General features: G+C 56.0%; 16 protein-coding genes. 9 read left to right on the forward strand and 7 right to left on the reverse strand.

Annotation, left to right across the window (positions count from 1 at the left end):
- Nucleotides 1–234: 234 nt before the first annotated feature.
- Nucleotides 235–1134: a LysR substrate-binding domain-containing protein gene (locus ACXI0A_RS25515; RefSeq protein ID WP_476146164.1), complete on the reverse strand. Its 900-nt coding sequence runs from the start codon at nt 1132–1134 to the stop codon at nt 235–237.
- Nucleotides 1135–1280: 146 nt separating this feature from the next.
- Here ACXI0A_RS25515 and ACXI0A_RS25520 point away from each other — a divergent pair, with 146 nt between their 5' ends.
- The 5 genes from ACXI0A_RS25520 to ACXI0A_RS25540 all read left to right on the forward strand — a co-directional run bounded on the left by ACXI0A_RS25520 (nt 1281) and on the right by ACXI0A_RS25540 (nt 6079).
- Nucleotides 1281–2000: a 3-oxoacid CoA-transferase subunit A gene (locus ACXI0A_RS25520; RefSeq protein WP_476146162.1), complete on the forward strand. Its 720-nt coding sequence runs from the start codon at nt 1281–1283 to the stop codon at nt 1998–2000.
- A complete protein-coding gene (locus tag ACXI0A_RS25525) occupies nt 1987–2655 on the forward strand; it encodes a 3-oxoacid CoA-transferase subunit B (protein WP_476146161.1) in 669 nt (222 codons plus the stop codon). Before ACXI0A_RS25520 ends, ACXI0A_RS25525 begins: the two co-directional genes overlap by 14 nt.
- A complete protein-coding gene (locus tag ACXI0A_RS25530) occupies nt 2652–3836 on the forward strand; it encodes an acetyl-CoA C-acyltransferase (RefSeq protein ID WP_476146159.1) in 1185 nt (394 codons plus the stop codon). Before ACXI0A_RS25525 ends, ACXI0A_RS25530 begins: the two co-directional genes overlap by 4 nt.
- Nucleotides 3837–3902: 66 nt before the next feature.
- Entirely contained in the window at nt 3903–5294 is a 1392-nt protein-coding gene (locus ACXI0A_RS25535; RefSeq protein WP_224932965.1) for a GntP family permease, read from the forward strand.
- Between the two features lie 14 nt (nt 5295–5308).
- Complete coding sequence (locus tag ACXI0A_RS25540; RefSeq protein WP_476146157.1) at nt 5309–6079, forward strand: 3-hydroxybutyrate dehydrogenase; 771 nt, start codon at nt 5309–5311, stop codon at nt 6077–6079.
- 12 nt (nt 6080–6091) lie between these two features.
- Here the strand turns inward: ACXI0A_RS25540 and ACXI0A_RS25545 are convergent, their stop codons facing one another.
- The 5 genes from ACXI0A_RS25545 to ACXI0A_RS25565 form a co-directional block, all read right to left on the reverse strand.
- On the reverse strand, nt 6092–6478 hold the full coding sequence (locus tag ACXI0A_RS25545) for a hypothetical protein (protein ID WP_476146155.1): 387 nt from the start codon (nt 6476–6478) through the stop codon (nt 6092–6094).
- Nucleotides 6479–6496: 18 nt separating this feature from the next.
- Nucleotides 6497–7417: an efflux RND transporter periplasmic adaptor subunit gene (locus tag ACXI0A_RS25550; protein WP_476146153.1), complete on the reverse strand. Its 921-nt coding sequence runs from the start codon at nt 7415–7417 to the stop codon at nt 6497–6499.
- Nucleotides 7410–7604 (reverse strand): DUF1656 domain-containing protein, encoded by a 195-nt coding sequence (locus ACXI0A_RS25555; RefSeq protein ID WP_476146151.1) that lies wholly within the window; start codon nt 7602–7604, stop codon nt 7410–7412. Before ACXI0A_RS25555 ends, ACXI0A_RS25550 begins: the two co-directional genes overlap by 8 nt.
- On the reverse strand, nt 7598–9496 hold the full coding sequence (locus tag ACXI0A_RS25560; protein ID WP_476146149.1) for an FUSC family protein: 1899 nt from the start codon (nt 9494–9496) through the stop codon (nt 7598–7600). The genes ACXI0A_RS25555 and ACXI0A_RS25560 overlap by 7 nt, the downstream gene beginning before the upstream one ends.
- Before the next feature lie 121 nt (nt 9497–9617).
- Nucleotides 9618–10523 carry a LysR substrate-binding domain-containing protein gene (locus ACXI0A_RS25565; RefSeq protein ID WP_476146147.1) on the reverse strand — a complete coding sequence of 302 codons (906 nt, stop codon included), beginning with the start codon at nt 10521–10523 and terminating at the stop codon, nt 9618–9620.
- Between the two features lie 186 nt (nt 10524–10709).
- Here ACXI0A_RS25565 and ACXI0A_RS25570 point away from each other — a divergent pair, with 186 nt between their 5' ends.
- The 4 genes from ACXI0A_RS25570 (at nt 10710) to ACXI0A_RS25585 (ending at nt 16356) form a co-directional block, all read left to right on the forward strand.
- Nucleotides 10710–12842 (forward strand): TonB-dependent siderophore receptor, encoded by a 2133-nt coding sequence (locus ACXI0A_RS25570; protein WP_476146146.1) that lies wholly within the window; start codon nt 10710–10712, stop codon nt 12840–12842.
- 130 nt (nt 12843–12972) lie between these two features.
- Nucleotides 12973–15291, forward strand: a complete 2319-nt coding sequence (locus ACXI0A_RS25575; RefSeq protein WP_476146144.1) for a molybdopterin-dependent oxidoreductase — start codon at nt 12973–12975, stop codon at nt 15289–15291.
- A gap of 262 nt (nt 15292–15553) precedes the next feature.
- Nucleotides 15554–15844, forward strand: coding sequence for a type II toxin-antitoxin system TacA family antitoxin (locus ACXI0A_RS25580; RefSeq protein WP_224932971.1), 291 nt, complete (start codon nt 15554–15556; stop codon nt 15842–15844).
- Nucleotides 15832–16356 (forward strand): GNAT family N-acetyltransferase, encoded by a 525-nt coding sequence (locus ACXI0A_RS25585; RefSeq protein WP_476146141.1) that lies wholly within the window; start codon nt 15832–15834, stop codon nt 16354–16356. The genes ACXI0A_RS25580 and ACXI0A_RS25585 overlap by 13 nt, the downstream gene beginning before the upstream one ends.
- Nucleotides 16357–16434: 78 nt before the next feature.
- On the opposite strand, the gene ACXI0A_RS25590 is transcribed toward ACXI0A_RS25585, so the two are convergent.
- Entirely contained in the window at nt 16435–17325 is an 891-nt protein-coding gene (locus ACXI0A_RS25590; RefSeq protein WP_476146139.1) for an oxidoreductase, read from the reverse strand.
- Nucleotides 17326–17426: the final 101 nt, after the last annotated feature.

The raw sequence follows: 17426 nt of genomic DNA on the forward strand, positions 1-17426 counted from the left end.
GATAAATCCTTTTACATGTCATTAGCAATCTTGTACCAAATTTGGTTAGTTTAATTAATCAAAGCGAATATGGATTTGACCCATTCACAATGATTTAACTACGAATTATTTTTTTGGGATAAATCGATTGTTAATGGCTGATGCTTATTTAATTCATCACTATTTGCATAAGTGCTTCAACCGACGGCACAGGAAACAGGGTCTGGTTGAGGTTAGGTTGTGATTAAACCGGCTTTACAAGTCGGGCCAGCGACATTCGTCACTCATGGTTTGCGCCAAAGCGGCAGCAGCGTGCGAGAGTTGATGCTGCTTCAAGCGCAAAATGCCTACACGCCGCTCAATTTGAGGTGCGACCAGCGGCACACAGACCGCGCCCAACTCACGCATCTGCTGAATACAAAGCGCAGGCACCGCGCTGGCCCCCAAACCACTGGCGACCATTTTGCCCACGGTGACCAATTGGTGACTCTCATAAGCGACGTCGAGTCTTCTGCCTGCCTGTGCCAGTGACTGCTCAAGCAGCAGACGCACCGCTGAAGGGCGTTGCAAGGTTATGAAATCCAGATGCAGTAATTCACGCCAGCTCAACTGTGACTTTTTTGCTAGCGGGCTATCGGCGGGCACCACGGCAACGAAGCGGTCGCTGCCGAGCGGTGTGAAGTGCAGCGCATCAGCCAGTTCGGGTTCGAACGCCACACCCATCTCCACGCGCCCCTCCTGCACCATCTCCAGCACCGTTTCATTGATCACGTCATGCACCGCGATATTGACGCCAGGATAGCGCTGGCGAAAGACCTTGAGTACCGCAGGCAGCAGGTTGCCAGCAAAAGAGGGCATGGCGGCAATCGACACTTTCCCCAGTTGCAGCGTAAAACGCAGATGCATCGCCTCTTCGGCATTTTCCCAATCCGCCAGCAGCCGTCGCGCCAGCGGGAAAAAGATCTCACCTTCCGGCGTCAGTGATACGTGGCGGGTGGTGCGCATAAACAACGGCCCACCTAACGCTTCTTCTAATCCGCTGATCGCCAGGCTCAATGCCGGTTGCGAAATCGCCAGGCGTTCGCTGGCCTGGGCAAAACTCAAAGTGTGAGCGACCGCTAAGAACGCGCGTAACTGCTTGATAGTCATTTTCATTTTTGGATTTGTTAACTTTATGTAAAACAATGATTAACGGAATACTAATAAAAAAAACAAATGAAAGGCCAATAAAAACAAAATTAACAAATCATTTTTGTGACGCGAGGATGGCTTTATTCGGTGAGCTGAGGAGATGTACAGCAATGGCAGGATTAGACAAACGCGTCACCAGTTATCAGCAGGCGCTGGCTGGATTGCAAGACGACATGACGCTGCTGGCGGGGGGATTTGGCCTGTGCGGCATTCCAGAAAACCTCATCGCTGAGATTCGTCAGCAGGGGACAAAGGGACTGACCGTAGTCTCGAACAACTGCGGCGTGGACGGATTTGGTCTCGGTCTGCTGCTGGAGAATCGGCAGATCAAAACCATGATCGCCTCTTATGTCGGTGAAAACGCGCTGTTCGAGCAGCAAATGCTCAGCGGTGAACTGGAAGTGATACTCACGCCGCAGGGCACGCTGGCGGAAAAAGTGCGCGCTGGCGGTGCCGGTATCCCCGCATTCTACACCGCCACGGGTTACGGGACGCCCGTGGCAGAAGGCAAAGAAGTCAGAGAATTCGACGGGCGACATTACATTCTTGAACAAGCAATCCGCGGTGACTTCGCCATCGTGAAAGGCTGGAAAGCAGACTGGTACGGCAACGTGATCTATCGCCACACCGCGCAGAATTTCAACCCACTGATGGCAATGGCAGCGCGCGTCACCGTTGTTGAAGTTGAAGAGATTGTGGCGCCAGGTGAACTGGATCCAGCAGCTATTCATACACCGGGCATTTATGTCGATCGCCTGATTCAGGGCAATTTCGAGAAACGCATTGAGAAACGCACCCTGAGTGAAGGAGGTGCGTATGCTCACGCGTGAACAGATGGCGCAGCGCGTGGCACAGGAGCTGCGCGACGGCGATTACGTCAATCTCGGCATTGGAATGCCAACGCTGGTGGCCAACTACGTGCCTGATGGCATGGACGTGATGATGCAGTCGGAAAACGGTTTATTAGGTATGGGGGCGTTTCCCACTGAAGCCGAACTGGATGCCGACATGATCAACGCCGGCAAACAGACGGTGACCGCAAGAAAGGGTGCGGCAATCTTCGATTCGGCGCAGTCGTTCGCGATGATTCGTGGCGGCCATGTTGATCTGACCGTGCTGGGCGCGCTGGAAGTGGACGTCAGCGGCAATATCGCGTCGTGGATGATCCCCGGCAAAATGGTCAAGGGCATGGGCGGTGCGATGGATCTGGTGGCGGGTGCAGAAAACATCATCGTGATGATGACGCACGCTTCTAAACATGGTGAATCAAAGCTGCTGTCCAAATGCACCTTGCCGCTGACGGGTGTCGGTTGTATTCGCAAAGTCATTACTGAACTCGGCTGGCTGGAGATTGAAGGGGGCGCTTTTGTGCTACGTGAGTACGCGCCGGGAGTCACGCTGGATGAGATCCGTGCAAAGACGGCCGGGCAATTACGCATCGCTGATGATGTCCGTGAAATGCATTTTTCAAAGGAGGCATCATGAACGAATGTGTGATTGTGGCAGCTACCCGCACGCCAATTGGCCGTTTTCACGGCGCGCTGGCGTCTCTTACCGCAGCGGATCTGGGCCAGCAGGTGATTGCGACACTGCTGAAAAAAACCTCGCTCGATCCTGCGCTAATTGATGAGGTCATCATGGGGCAGGTGCTCACCGCCGGATGCGGGCAAAACCCTGCGCGCCAGGCGGCTATCGCGGCGGGTGTGCCTTACAGCGTGCCAGCCAGCACGCTAAACATGGTGTGTGGCTCAGGGCTGAAAGCGGTGATTCAGGCCGCACAAGCAATTCAAAGCGGTGCCGCTGACATCATCATCGCAGGCGGTCAGGAGAGCATGAGCCAATCTCCTTATCTGCTGCCGGATGCGCGTGGCGGCTGTCGTCTGGGGCACAGTCAACTGATGGACAGCGTGATCCACGACGGTCTGTGGGATGCGTTTAACGATTATCACATGGGGATTACCGCCGAGAATCTGGCCGATGAATACCACATCAGCCGTGCCGATCAGGATGCCTTTGCCTTGCAATCCCAACAGAAAGCGGTGGCGGCACAGCAACAGGGCGCCTTTCGTGCCGAAATCACGCCTGTCACGGTGGCGCAGGCTAAAGGCGAGACATTGGTGATCGGTGAGGATGAACAGCCTCGCGCGGACAGTTCAGCAGAGCGGTTGGCACGCCTGCATCCGGCGTTCAAAAAGGACGGCAGCGTGACCGCAGGCAACGCTTCCAGCCTGAATGATGGCGCGGCCGCCGTGCTGTTGATGTCAGCATCACGCGCCGTTGCTCTAGGACTGCCGGTGCTGGCGCGATTGACCGGAAGCGGCATTGCCGGCGTGGATCCGGCGGTGATGGGTATTGGCCCAGTGGCTGCAACCAACAAAGCCCTGAAACAGTCAGGTTGGGCGCTGGATGAAGTGGATTTAATCGAAGCTAATGAAGCCTTTGCCGCACAGGCTCTGGCGGTAGGCAAAGCGCTTAACTGGCAGGCGGAACGGGTCAATGTCAATGGCGGTGCCATTGCGCTCGGCCATCCGATTGGTGCCTCCGGCTGTCGCATCCTGGTGACGCTCATTCATGCCTTGCAGCAGCGTGAGCTGAAGCGCGGTCTGGCAACGCTGTGTGTTGGCGGCGGCATGGGCGTCGCCCTGGCGGTTGAACGCCCGGATTGAGGCGGACCGATTCAAATTTTTGGCAATGTCTTTACCTTCAACCCTACAAAATAATAAGGAAGCAACATGAGTGTCGTTATTGCCCTCGCTGCGCTTGGGTTGCTGATGTTAGCCGCTTATCGCGGCTATAGCGTAATTTTGTTCGCCCCGATTGCCGCGCTGTTAGCGGTGCTGTTAACCGAACCGGCTGCGGTCGCGCCGGTGTTCAGCGGTTTGTTTATGGAAAAGATGGTGGGCTTTGTGAAGCTCTACTTCCCGGTATTTCTACTGGGGGCCATCTTTGGCAAATTGATTGAGCTGTCCGGCTTCTCACGTTCAATCGTCTCGGCGGCGATTGCGCTGCTGGGGCGTCGCCATGCCATCCCGGTTATTGTGCTGGTGTGCGCACTGCTGACTTACGGCGGCGTGTCGCTGTTTGTGGTGGCGTTCGCCGTTTACCCGTTTGCCGCCGAACTGTTTCGTCAGAGCAACATCCCTAAGCGCTTGATCCCGGCCACGGTGGCGCTGGGTGCATTCTCCTTCACCATGGATGCTCTGCCCGGCACGCCACAAATCCAGAACATCATTCCTGGCAGTTTCTTCGGCACTAACGCCTGGGCCGCGCCGTGGCTGGGATTGATTGGATCGCTGTTTATTATTGTGGTGGGCTTACTGTGGCTGGATCGTCAACGTCGTCGGGCACAGGCCAACCAGGAACCTTATGGCAAAGACCTGAAGAATGAGCCAGAAACGGCGGAAGATATCCGTTTGCCGCATCCGCTGATCGCCATTCTGCCGCTGATTCTGGTCGGAGTACTCAATCTCTGCTTCACCTGGTGGATCCCGTCGTGGTACGGCGCACAGAGCAGCGTCACACTGCCGGGAAATCCCACGCCGATCCTCACCGATATTAAGAAAACCACCGCGATTTGGGCGGTACAGGCTGCGTTGCTTAGCGGCATTCTGGTGGTGCTGATCTTTGGCTGGCGCAACATTCGCGGTCGTCTGGCAGAAGGCAGCCGCACAGCGGTGGCCGGTGCCTTACTGGCGGCGATGAATACTGCATCCGAATACGGTTTTGGAGCGGTGATCGCCGCGTTGCCGGGCTTTGTGGTGTTGTCTGGCGTGCTGCAGGCGATCCCCAATCCGCTGCTCAATGAAGCAATCAGCATTACCGTGCTGGCGGGGATCACCGGTTCGGCATCGGGCGGGATGAGTATTGCGCTGGCGGCGATGGCAGAACACTTCGTGCAGGCGGCGCAGGCCACGGGTATTCCAATGGAAGTGCTGCACCGCGTGGCGGCAATGGCCAGCGGCGGGATGGACACACTGCCACACAACGGCGCGGTGATCACCTTGCTGGCGATCACAGGGTTAACGCATAAAGAAGCGTATGGTGGCATCTTCGCCATCACCATTATCAAAAGCCTGGCCGTGCTGTTTGTGATTGGGGTGTTTTACCTCACCGGCATTGTCTGAAGGAGGATGAATCGATGCAATTAGTGGGAAAAGTGGCACTGGTAACCGGATCCACCAGCGGGATCGGATTAGGTATCGCTGAGCAACTGGCACTGGCGGGCGCCACGGTGATTCTGAATGGTTTCGGTGAAGTGGAACACGCGAAAGCAGTTATCGCGGCCACCGGGGCAACAGTGGATTATCACGCGGCAGATATGTCCGATCCGCAACAAATCGCTGCGATGATTGAGTGGGCGGAAGCGAACTATGGTGCGGTAGATATTCTGGTGAACAACGCCGGTATTCAGTACACCGCGCCGGTGGAGTCATTTCCAGTGGATAAATGGGATGCGATTATTGCCATCAATCTCTCTTCGGTGTTCCACACCAGTCGCGCCGCCTTGCCCGGCATGCAGGCACGTCACTGGGGGCGCATCATTAATATCGCTTCCGTGCATGGCCTGGTAGCATCGAAAGAGAAAGCCGCCTATGTCGCCGCGAAGCATGGGGTGGTGGGGCTGACAAAAGTGATCGCGCTGGAGAACGCTCAATCACCGATCACCTGCAACGCCATCTGTCCGGGCTGGGTGCTGACGCCGCTGGTGCAACAGCAGATCGATAAACGCATTGCGGCCGGCGAGGATGCCGAAACCGCGCGCCTGGCGTTATTGTCTGAGAAACAACCTGCTCAGGCGTTTGTTACGCCAGAGCAGTTAGGTGCATTGGTGCTGTTTCTCTGCAGTGAAGGCGGTGCGCAGGTACGCGGTGCGGCCTGGAATATGGATGGCGGCTGGCTGGCGCAGTAATACGTAGTGCTGTTACTTCGCCAGCCACTGTTGGATCAGCGCCAATGCATAAGGCTCTGAACTCACGACCTGATGCTGAATGCCAAACAGTTTGCGCATTTTCACCAGTTGTTCACAGCGTTGCGCATCGGATTCAATACTGATCATGCCGCGGCAGATTTGACTGAGGTTTTTGCGATGCTGAATCAGCCAGCGGCTACGTCGCTCGCGATCGGCATCGCTTTCGTCAACGCGCATATGGTCGTAAACCATCACAAAAGGCTCGCCCTGTTCCATTAACTGTTTCATTTCCTGCGCCCATTGATCGGCATAGCCATCACTAACGGCCTGCTGGTTCAGGATCACCATGGGAAAGCGGTTCACATTGAGCACGGTAAAAGTCTCGGTGTTTTGTTGCATAACTTCTCCTTGTTTCGGTTAGAGCCAGCGTGTCAGCAGCGAGGTTAAACGGCCTTGTGGCGTGCTGCTGTCTGCCACCGCAATGCTGCAGCTCATGCCAGCGGTAAGTAATTGATCAGAAGGGAGTGCGTCGAATTCAATGCGCACGGGAATGCGTTGTGCCAGGCGGATCCAGCTGAATGTTGCCTCCACACTGGGCAAGCCTTGATTGTCCGATAACTGGTTGCTGTCACTGATGCCCCGGCCAAAGCTGGCGATATGGCCATGCAAGAGTGCCTGCTGCCCCATCAGACGGATATTGACGCGATCGCCAATTCGCATCGCCGATAATTTGGTCTCTTCGAAATAACCCGTCACCCAAAAGCTATGGGCATCCACCAGCGCAATATCCGGCGTGCCGGCTTCCACATAATCACCCGGCTGTAAACGCAAATGGGTGACGTAGCCATCCACGGGGGCACGCAGCGTGGCGCGTTGTAGATTGAGTCGGGCCAGTGCGAGTGCGGTAGCGGCCTGTTGCTGCTGTGCCTGCGCCACCAACGATGCCTCACGCGCGCGTTGCATATCTTCCGCTGCCATCAGCGAACCCATTTGCTGACGGTGCTTTTCTTCCTCGCGCTTTTGCTGCAGCGTGGCGTTGGCCTCATTCAGCTGGGCTTGCGCGTCGGCCACGGCCAGATCGAATCGCGCTGGATCGACACGGAATAATACCGTCCCTTTAGCGACCCATTGATTGTCTGCTACTGCGACTGCACTCACCGTGCCCGACACTTCCGGGGCGATGCGGATCACTTGCGCACTCACCCGGCCATCGCGCGTCCAGGGTGCCAGCACATAGGCGCGCCACAGCAGCGTGGCCAAAATGATCGCGACGGCGACCATCGCCAACGTGAACAACGCTTTTAAAGACGCTTTCCAGCTAAAAGAGAGATCAGACATAGAGAATCAGTACCGCCAGCAAGATGAAGGAAAGGGAAAATTCAACTAACGCGGGATGCCAGACCCAGCGCAATACGCCACAGCGCAACAGACAAAAGCGCACGCCAATGAAAAGTGGGAAGGTGGCACAGAGATAGATAAAAAATGGTGGCAGGTAGATGCCCGCAATCGCGACTTCACTCAGCATGGTTTGCTCCCGGATAGGTATTCCGCATCACTGCGCAGCAGAGTGGCGATCGCCCTTAAGCGTGCGGCGAGATTTGCGCTATCAGGGGATGGATGTGTTGCCAACTGACGTGCGGCACGAGCAGCATGCTTCGCCGCCAGTGATGGCTGCTGAAGGCGCTGGGCAATGCGCTGTCGGGTGAGTTTTATAAACGGCTGCTGCTCCAGTGGCACAACGCTGTCCGCCAGCGAAAACCATTCGCGTCCGAGATTCAGCGCTAACAGCCCTTGCTCAATGGCTTGCTTTTGCACCTCCGGCCGCGCACGCAATAAACCGGCCAGTTGCGCCACGCGATGCTGCTGATACTGGATCCAGCGCGGTGCAGACACCTGTTTTCCGGCGAAGAGCGCCAGCAGGCTGGTACGAATCTGTGCCTGTAGGCGTGCAGCATGACGATCCGGGTTGCGCGGCATTAGCTGGAAGGCCAGCAGCGTAAGGGCGCAACCTATCAACCAGGCCAGCGACCAGTTGAGGAACTGCGTGGCATCGTAAACCATCGGATTGGCGGCCGCCGTCAGGGTGTTGAATCCCACCAAATACGCCAGCCCGCTCAGCATGTGCTGCGGCATGCTGGTGGCGTAAATACCGGGCAACCAAAACAGGCTGAGTACCAGCAATAACAGGGGTAAACCGTTGATCAGCGGCAGCAGCATAAAGGTACAGATAAATGACAGCGGCAGCGCAAACAGCGTGCCCAGCATGAATTTACGCGCGCCCGCCACGGGGTGAGGCGAGGTGGAGAGCAGGGCAAAGTAAGGGGCCATGATTAACAGCATAATATCTCCTGCGGGCCAGCCGCTGCCGATCCACAGCGCGGAAGCCGCCAGCAGCGCTAACGCTGCCCGCAGGCCGTTACGTCGTGCGCCTGACCAGTCACGATGAAAAGCCATGGCCGGCGGGGATGGGCGTGACGGTGTTTGATGCAGGCGGGAAAGGTTGGATAGTACCTGCAGCAGGTTGCCGATTTGCGCTGCTTCCTGTGAGGGGATCGAGCCATTGTGGAGTGCAAAACGCAGGTGTAACTGCGCTTCAGCGTTTCCCGCGTGACCCTGGCTCAGTGCCTCAGCGACTTTCTGCCAGTGCGGATAGTCGCCAGTCGATGCGGTGGTGGCGATCACCAGCAGCAAATCCATTGCCTGACGAATGGCAGGGGCCTGCTGCGCCAGCGTCACCGATTCCTGACGGGCGGCGGCCAGCAGGTCATCCACGCCATACAGTTCGGCCAGCAGCTGGCGCTGTGCGTGATCGCGGTCGGGCAGGGTGAGTAACGCTGCCGTGCGTTGAGTCAGGTGCCACAGCAGTGCTTCGACCTTTACGCTCAGGCTACGGCGGCTAAACAGCGCGCTGACCAGCCCGAGCACCATCACGCCTACCGCTACCGTTGAGGCGCGCCCAACGGCGTGTTCAAACGCCAGATCGGGATATTGCATCGCGCCGAGCGTGGCCAGTCCAATGGTGTAGCCTGCCACCGCCGCACCGGAGGCACGAAAGTGACGTAACACGCTCATTGCCATCACACACATCCCCAGCCACAGGCTATCGGCAAGGGCGAACAGCCAGGGCTGTTGCGCAAACAGTGCCATGATCACCAGCGCCGCCACCATCCCGACTAGCGTGCCAATCAGACGCCATTTTCCCTTGCCCAACACGGCACCCTGTACCGGGTTCAGCACCAGTAACACGGTGCTTGCAGCCGAATAGGGCATGTCTAACTCCAGCCAATAGGCCAGCACCAGCGCCAGGTTGGCCGCCAGCAAGGCGCGCAGCACGTAAGTGGCGCGAGGCGTCGTGAGATCACAATGCCTGAGCAGCGCAAGGACTTTAGGGGCAGGAAAAAACAGGGCGCTATTCATCGGCTTCCCTTCATTGGTGAGTGAGGCGTCACTGTAAAGAAGGGGAATGATGCAGAAAAGTGAGGTTTTTAGAATTGATGCGTGCGTTTGGCGCACGCATTAAAGATGCGTAGCCGCGTGGTCAATCATCCTCGCTGCAGAGGTGTCGAATGGTTTGGCGTAGCCAGCGGTGGGCAGCATCTTGCTGAAAGCGCGGATGCCAGGCTTGCGTCAGCAGCACGGTTTCCAGTGGCACCGGCAGTTCAAACAGCCGGACGCGCAACCCGCTCGTCAATGCGCTGCGCGCCAGATGTTCAGGCAGTGGCAGCAACAGGTCGGTGTCCTGTAGCGCAAACATTGCGCTGTATGGCGTCGCGACGATCAGTGACACATGTCGTTGCAGCGCCAGCTCTCCCAGCGCACGATCGATAGGGCCATTGGCTTTGCCGCGGCGGGAAATGCTGATGTGCCCCCAGCGCGTCAATTGCTCCGGCGTGATGTCCTGCGCAAAGATAGGGTGATCTTCACGGGCCATGCCAACAAAACGGGTGGTGAACAGCGGCTGAACGCGAATTTCGGGCCCCAGCTGGCGGGCAGCGCTGATGAACAAATCGATACGCCCGCTGCGCAACGTCTCCACATCCACATCATCCTCTTCCGGAGAGAAATACAGCACGGCGCGCGGCATTTCCTGCGCCATCGCCTCCAGCAATCGACCAGAATACAACCCGACAAAGGTATCGTTGGCGCGCACGTTAAATCGACGCGTGATCTCCTGCAACTGCACATGTTCGCCTGGCGTTAGCACCTGCGTGGCCTGCTCTACCGCGCTGCGCACCTGTTCTCGCAGCGCCAGCGCACGTGGCGTCGGCACCAGTTTTCGTCCCGCCTGCACAAAAACAGGATCGCCCAGAGTGTCACGGATACGCCCCAGCGTGCGACTCATCGCCGGAGCACTGAGATTCATTCGTCGCGCTGCGGCAGCCACGCTACCTTCCTCCAGCAAGATATCCAGCGCCAGAAGCAGATTAAGATCCGGGTATTTCATCGCAGCCTCACGAAAGGGGAAAGGCGCATCCTAACGCGAACGCCAGCGGGTTAACAATCCGATTAAAAGCGTGCGTTTGCTGCACTTATCAAGTGCTTGTCACGGCATTTACCCGCCCTCAGTCACAAATGAAAATGATTCTCGTTTGAATGTATGGACCATTGTAATGAGCCACCAATCGGGAAAATGATGAAACAACTTTGGGATTTACCGCATAAAGCACCGCTCGCGGCTATGCTGCTGGCCAGTTCGGCGCTGGCAATGGCTGATGATAATACGTTGCTGGTAGAGGGCAGCGGTTCACTGGGCATCACCACCGAAGACACGCTCTCCTATACCACCGGCGAAACGCGCGCGGCGACAGGACTTTCGTTGTCACCGCAAGAGACGCCGCAATCGGTGACAGTGCTGACCCGGCAACGTATGGACGACCAACAACTCACCAGCGTGCAATCTGCGCTGGAGGCCACCACCGGCATCACTTCACGAACGCTCGACAGTGAGCGCGTTGATTTCTTCTCGCGCGGATTCAGCATCGACAGTTTCCAGTTTGACGGCGTGCCCACCAGTTTTGTCGACGGTGCCAGTTTTCTTGATACCGCGTTTTACGATCGCATTGAAGTGGTGCGGGGCGCGACGGGACTGTTAACCGGAGCCGGCAACCCAGGCGCATCGGTTAATTTGGTACGTAAGCGACCCAGCGATAGTTTCCAGGCGCAGGCCTCCGTCAGCGCCGGTTCATGGGATAACTATCGTGGCATGATGGATGTCTCTACACCGCTCACGGACGATGGTCGGGTCCGCGCGCGCGTGGTGGGCAGTTATCAGGATCGCCACAGCTGGCTGGATCGCTATCAGCAAAAAAAGCAGGCCTTATATGCAGTGATTGAGGCCGATCTCACCGATAACACCACGCTGAGCGTGGGTTACGACGCGCAGATCATCAAACCCACTGGCACCACCTGGGGCGGTGTACCGCGTTGGTATAGTGATGGATTAGAAACCAAGTGGTCGCGCTCGGTCAATTCGGCAGCCGACTGGAGCCACTGGAATAACACCTTGCGCACCGCCTTTGCCAGCCTGGATCAGCATTTCGAAAACGGCTGGTCGCTCAAAACTAACCTGACGCAGCAACGCACCCACTCGGATGCAAAGCTGTTCTCCAGCCTGGGTTATCCCGATCGCAGCAGTGGTGAAGGGGTGATTCCCATTGCGTTGGCCAGCAACGCTACCTCGCGACAGAACAGTCTGGACATGCAAGCCAGCGGCCCTTTTTCCTTGCTGGGACGTCAGCATGAAGTGGTGATAGGGATGATGGCTTCAAAACGTGTTACCGACGAGAACAGCAGCGGCTTTGTCTATCCTTCCGCTGCTATGGGCAGTTTGTATCAGTGGAACGGTGATTACCCGGAGCCGGACTTTAGCCAGGCTAACTGGACCCGCACGCACACCGAAATCACTCAGCGCGGGCTATACAGTGCGCTCCGATTCTCATTGACCGATCCGGTGAAACTGATTGTCGGTGCGCGCGTCAGCCAATACAAAATTAACCAGAGCGACGGCAGCACGGATTTTAATGATGAGAAGAAAGGGGCGATCACACCTTATGTTGGCGTGGTTTACGCACTCAATCCGACCTATTCCCTCTACACCAGCTATACCACCATCTTTAATCCCCAAACCTATCGCGACAGTGACAACCACGTGTTGAAACCTACGCGCGGTAACAATCGTGAAGTTGGTATAAAAGGGCGTTATCTTGACGGAAGTTTAAATGCTTCGTTGTCGCTGTTCGATACGCATCTCGACAACGTTGCCACGCTCGATAGCGGCGCGCTGCTGCCAGACGGCAGTCAGGCCTATAAAGCGGTCAACGGCACCACCTCCAAAGGGATTGAGGTTGATGTGCAGGGCGAGATATTACCCGGCTGGAATATGTCGCTCGGGCTGGCAAATTATGCGGCGTCAGAAAGCGATGGCTCGCGCCTGAACCCGCAGTTGCCGCGCACCACGGCGCGATTGTTCAGCACCTGGCAGCTACCGGGGCGTTTTTATCCTGTGACCGTCGGCGCTGGCGTCAACTGGCAAAGCAGCAGCTGGCTGTCCGCCACCAGCCCTTCAGGCAGCACGCGCGCAACGCAAAAATCCTATGCGCTGGCGGCTCTGATGGCACGCTATTCGCTGACGCCGCAGGCGGATGTGGCGGTAAACATTAATAATCTGTTTGATCAACGCTATACGGTGATGAACGGCTTCTACAATCAGGTGCTGTATGGCGAACCACGCAATGTCACGCTGACGGTGAATTATCGTTTTTAGTGGGCAAGGTAAATGCTAGGGAAAGCTAAGCATTAATCAGTATTTGGCTCATGGAGATGATTACTGCGCATTTTACATTGTGGTAATTTAAGCCATCAAAACCACAATAAGCCTGCGACGTAATCACTTCATGACCACACATCACAACCTTGCCGTAATGCACTGGGGCACTTATCGCGTTTCCACTACTGACGGCGCGTTAACCGCGATTGAGCCGGTTGAATGGGATCGCAATCCGTCCAAAATCGGTCAGTCACTGGTGGGTGGGGTGGATGGCCCGAGCCGCATCCGCCGTCCTGCCGTACGTCTCGGTTACCTGCAACACGGACGCGATGCGCGTCAGGGACGTGGCAAAGAACCTTTTGTGGAAGTGAGCTGGGAAACAGCCATCGCGCTGGTGGCGGATGAGCTGACGCGCGTGAAACAGACGCACGGCAATCAGGCGTTTTATGCGGGATCGTATGGCTGGTCGAGCGCCGGGCGTTTTCACCACGCGCAAAGTCAGTTGCATCGATTTTTTAATCAGCTAGGTGGCTATACCGACAGCACCAACACTTACAGCCTGGCGGCGGCTGAGCGTTTGTTACCGCATATCATTGGTGAGCTGGATGTGATGCAGAAGCAGCACACGCACTGGTCTTCACTGGCAGAACACTGCGAACTCTTCATCGCATTGGGTGGTTTGCCACTGCGAAATTCGCAGGTCAACGGCGGGGCAGCCAATGATCATGCGCTGCAGCATTGGCTGGCTGAAATGCAGAAAAATGGAACCGAGTTTATCAATGTCAGCCCGGTAAAAAACGATCTCTCTGGCGTCACTAATCACCGCTGGTTGTCACTGAAACCCGGTAGCGATACCGCGTTGTTATTGGCGCTCAGTCAGGTACTGGTTGCTGAATCCCTGTATGACGCTCACTTTGTCGCGACCCATACCGTGGGCTTCGAGCAGTATCGTGATTATCTGCAGGGCGAGAAAGATGGTGTCGTCAAAACGCCCGAATGGGCGGCGGATATCACCGGCGTGGAAGCCGAAACCATTCGAGATCTGGCGCGGACTATGGTCGCTAAACGTACCATGATCAATATCGCCTGGTCGCTTCAGCGTGCGTTCCAGGGCGAGCAGACCTTTTGGGCCACCGTTGCGCTGGCGGCACTGATTGGTCAGGTGGGCACGCCAGGCGGTGGGTTAGGATTTGCCTATGCCAGCACCAACCTCGCGGGCGCCACTCGCCGGACGTTTTCTGGGCCACGCTTCCCGGCTGGTAAAAATGCCATCGATGAAAAAATCCCGGTGGCGCGTCTCTCCGATATGCTGCTCAATCCGGGCGGAAAGTATCAATTCGACGGTGACAATTGCACCTATCCTGATATTCGCGTGGTGTATTGGGCCGGCGGTAATGCGTTCCATCATCATCAGGATATCAATCGTTTAATAGAAGCCTGGCGCCAGCCCGATACCGTGGTGGTGCACGAGCAGTACTGGACGGCGCAGGCCAAGTTTGCCGATATCGTGTTCCCGGTGACGACCTCGCTGGAGCGCAACGATATCGGTAGCTCTAGCAATGATGGTTACATGATTGCCATGCGCCAGCACATTGCCGCGCAAGGAGAAGCGCGGGACGACTATGCCATCTTCCTCGCGCTGGCAGAGAAGATGGGCTTTGGCGATAGCTTCAGCGAAGGGCGCAGCGCGGAAGAGTGGATACGTCACATCTACGAGATTTCACGACCGCGTGCCGAGGCTGACGGCATTGAACTGCCGACTTTTGACGACTTCTGGCAGCAGGGGATGATCGAATACGATCGACCCGATGCGCCTCATATCTTCCTGAAGGATTTCCGTGATAATCCTGAGGCCGCGCCATTGAACACGCCATCAGGCAAGATTGAGCTGTTCTCGCAAACGGTGGCCAACTTTGGTTACGAAGAGTGTCCCGGCCATCCTTTCTGGTATGAACCCGAAGCCGCTGCGCAGCAGGAAACCGCCAGCCGCTGGCCGCTGCACTTGGTATCCAGCCAGCCGCGCACTCGTCTTCACAGTCAGTATGACCACGGCAGTTTGAGCCGTAGCAGCAAAGTACAAGGCCGTGAACCGTTATGGCTACATCCTCAGGATGCAGCCAAGCGCGGCATTACTGAAGGTGCAGTGGTTAAAGTGTTTAATCAGCGCGGTGAGATTTTGGCTGGCGTGCATTTGAGTGACGAGATTCGTCCGGGCGTAGTGCAGATGTCCACCGGTGCCTGGTACGACCCTATCGATGCCAGTTCACCCAATTCTCTCGATAAACATGGCAACCCTAATGTGCTCACCGAGGATCGCGGCAGTTCACGTTTAGGGCAGGGATGCAGTGCGCAAAGTTGCTGGGTAGAGATTGCGCTCTGGCAGGGTCCGTTGCCGGAAATCACGGCATTTGATCCGCCGAATTTTGTTAGTGAGCAAGGGATGTAATCAGTACGCGGCTCCCCATCCAGGCGTCGCACGTATTTGACAGTATTTTGGAAAGAGCTCACAAACTGCTCATCTACCTTAAATCATGGCTATTATCCGGCGCATCTATACCGTAGTTTTAGCAGGCTAACGTGACATGGATGAACGTAATGAAAAGTTTAAGCAACTACTTTGTACGGAATGGTTCCGTACAAAGCGTTAAGCTGATACTCTTTAACATCGACAGTTTTGGTCATGACGAGATACAGCAAGAGAAACTATTATGCCCACTTTAGCGAAAACAGAACGTCTTGAGCTGCGTATTAGTCCAGATGTTAAAAGTGAAATTGAAACCGCAGCGCAATTGAGCCGCGTCAGCGTCTCCCAATTTATTGCAGATTCTGCTGCACAACGCGCGGAATCCGTTATCAGTGAACATAGTCGTATCAAGCTGACCGAAGAATCATGGAATGCAGTTATGTCAGCGCTTGAGAATCCACCGGTGCCAGCTGAACGTCTTCGCCGGGCGGCCGAACTCAGTCGCGAGGAGTCAACCTGGGAATGGGAAAGGTAAAATTAGAGATAGTAAAGTTTTCACCAGAGAAGCCATTCGATGTTGAAAACTTCTACTGTGGGCGACCGGAATTAGATCATTTCCTCAAGAAACAACTCGCGGCTCAACATGCGGCAAATGTCCTCAAAGCGTATCTACTGGTCACAGATGACGATATCCCTGAAGTGATGGGTTTTTACACTATTGCTGGGGGCAGTTACGCTAAATCGACCATGACACGCCAGTATCAAAAGCAAGTGCCTTACCGTGAAACGGCCTGTATAACGCTCGGCCGTCTGGCGGTTGATAAACGTATTGCGGGCAGAGGGATGGGTACTCAACTCGTCCTTCATGCCCTCCGCATTGCATATGCTGCTGCTGATGCAGTCGGAATCTATGCTGTCATGGTGGAAGCGAAAGACGAAACACTCGTCCCTTTTTACCGCGACAAGATGGGATTCATTCCGTTAAAAACGGAAACCGGGGAATATAAATTTTTCATCCCCGTCACCAGTATTGCGGCTCTGCTTTGAACTCTTCATGCAGTTAAATAAAGCTCACCCTGAATTAAATTGACCAATCTGGCGTAAATCTGCCAATTTTCGTACGCGTCAACCCGGACCATCACTCCCCGCCGCCAGCAGTGGAACAACCACATCACTGATCGGTGTCGCGATGCCTTGTGCTTTGCCACGTCGCTGCACCACGCCGTTGCGGATATCCCATTCAAGCGGGCGATCGGCCTGACGATCCGCCAGGATCGAAGTGCCTAAATCCGCCGGGGCGCGATGGAAGCCAGCCATAATCTCCTGTGGCACATTGTCGCTCAGGTTGGCTCCTTCAGCACGCGCCACGGCCAGACATTCCCGCAGGTAGGCCAGGCCCAACGCGGTGATATCTTCACGCTGAAACATCCCAGCGCGGCGATTGGCCAGCACCATCAAACCCGCGACGGCGTTTTGCAACAGTTTGCGCCAGGCGATGGTGAGGAAATCTACTTCCAGTTCGACGGTACAGCGCGAGTCTTGCAACACTTGCACAATCCGTTGTGCTTGCTCGACATCAGGTAAGGTCAGGCGCGGTTTCGCGCGCAACCACACCGATGAGTCAGGTTGGCGCTGGGCTGGAAACCACACCACAGATGGCAGCACCGTTGCGCCATTGACCAACGGCGACAACTGCTCGACTTGCTCCACACCATTTTGCAGTGAGCATACCACCGTATTTTCATCGCATAACACCGCCAGCCAGGGGGCAATTTCCGCAACCTGGGTGGTTTTGACTGCCACAAACACCAAATCATAGGGTGTAGCAATGTCTGCGGGATTGTTCAGCACCGGGCCAGGCACCACAATCTCACCGTCTTCGTGGCGCAGCAGCAATTGCGCATGCGCCGTACGTCCGCACAGTTGTGGCGTGCGATTCACTTCATGCAGCGCGGCTGCCACAGTGGTGCCGATGGCGCCGGGTCCGACAAGGGCAATGGTTGGAAACTCAGACATGCGGCTATTCTCCTGTTTATCCTGTGCTGACTTAGGTTCAACGAAAACTCACTATTACATCCTGGCATTGTGACCGAATGATGAGGATGCCATCGGCCATA

This window comes from Pantoea sp. C1E2 (assembly GCF_056491465.1).

Excerpts from the sequence above, each read along its gene's own strand:
- ACXI0A_RS25515 (WP_476146164.1), bottom strand. The coding sequence starts at position 1,134 with ATGAAAATGACTATCAAGCAGTTACGCGCGTTCTTAGCGGTCGCTCAC.
- ACXI0A_RS25520 (WP_476146162.1), top strand. The coding sequence starts at position 1,281 with ATGGCAGGATTAGACAAACGCGTCACCAGTTATCAGCAGGCGCTGGCT.
- ACXI0A_RS25525 (WP_476146161.1), top strand. The coding sequence starts at position 1,987 with ATGCTCACGCGTGAACAGATGGCGCAGCGCGTGGCACAGGAGCTGCGC.
- ACXI0A_RS25530 (WP_476146159.1), top strand. The coding sequence starts at position 2,652 with ATGAACGAATGTGTGATTGTGGCAGCTACCCGCACGCCAATTGGCCGT.
- ACXI0A_RS25535 (WP_224932965.1), top strand. The coding sequence starts at position 3,903 with ATGAGTGTCGTTATTGCCCTCGCTGCGCTTGGGTTGCTGATGTTAGCC.
- ACXI0A_RS25540 (WP_476146157.1), top strand. The coding sequence starts at position 5,309 with ATGCAATTAGTGGGAAAAGTGGCACTGGTAACCGGATCCACCAGCGGG.
- ACXI0A_RS25545 (WP_476146155.1), bottom strand. The coding sequence starts at position 6,478 with ATGCAACAAAACACCGAGACTTTTACCGTGCTCAATGTGAACCGCTTT.
- ACXI0A_RS25550 (WP_476146153.1), bottom strand. The coding sequence starts at position 7,417 with ATGTCTGATCTCTCTTTTAGCTGGAAAGCGTCTTTAAAAGCGTTGTTC.
- ACXI0A_RS25555 (WP_476146151.1), bottom strand. The coding sequence starts at position 7,604 with ATGCTGAGTGAAGTCGCGATTGCGGGCATCTACCTGCCACCATTTTTT.
- ACXI0A_RS25560 (WP_476146149.1), bottom strand. The coding sequence starts at position 9,496 with ATGAATAGCGCCCTGTTTTTTCCTGCCCCTAAAGTCCTTGCGCTGCTC.
- ACXI0A_RS25565 (WP_476146147.1), bottom strand. The coding sequence starts at position 10,523 with ATGAAATACCCGGATCTTAATCTGCTTCTGGCGCTGGATATCTTGCTG.
- ACXI0A_RS25570 (WP_476146146.1), top strand. The coding sequence starts at position 10,710 with ATGATGAAACAACTTTGGGATTTACCGCATAAAGCACCGCTCGCGGCT.
- ACXI0A_RS25575 (WP_476146144.1), top strand. The coding sequence starts at position 12,973 with ATGACCACACATCACAACCTTGCCGTAATGCACTGGGGCACTTATCGC.
- ACXI0A_RS25580 (WP_224932971.1), top strand. The coding sequence starts at position 15,554 with ATGCCCACTTTAGCGAAAACAGAACGTCTTGAGCTGCGTATTAGTCCA.
- ACXI0A_RS25585 (WP_476146141.1), top strand. The coding sequence starts at position 15,832 with ATGGGAAAGGTAAAATTAGAGATAGTAAAGTTTTCACCAGAGAAGCCA.
- ACXI0A_RS25590 (WP_476146139.1), bottom strand. The coding sequence starts at position 17,325 with ATGTCTGAGTTTCCAACCATTGCCCTTGTCGGACCCGGCGCCATCGGC.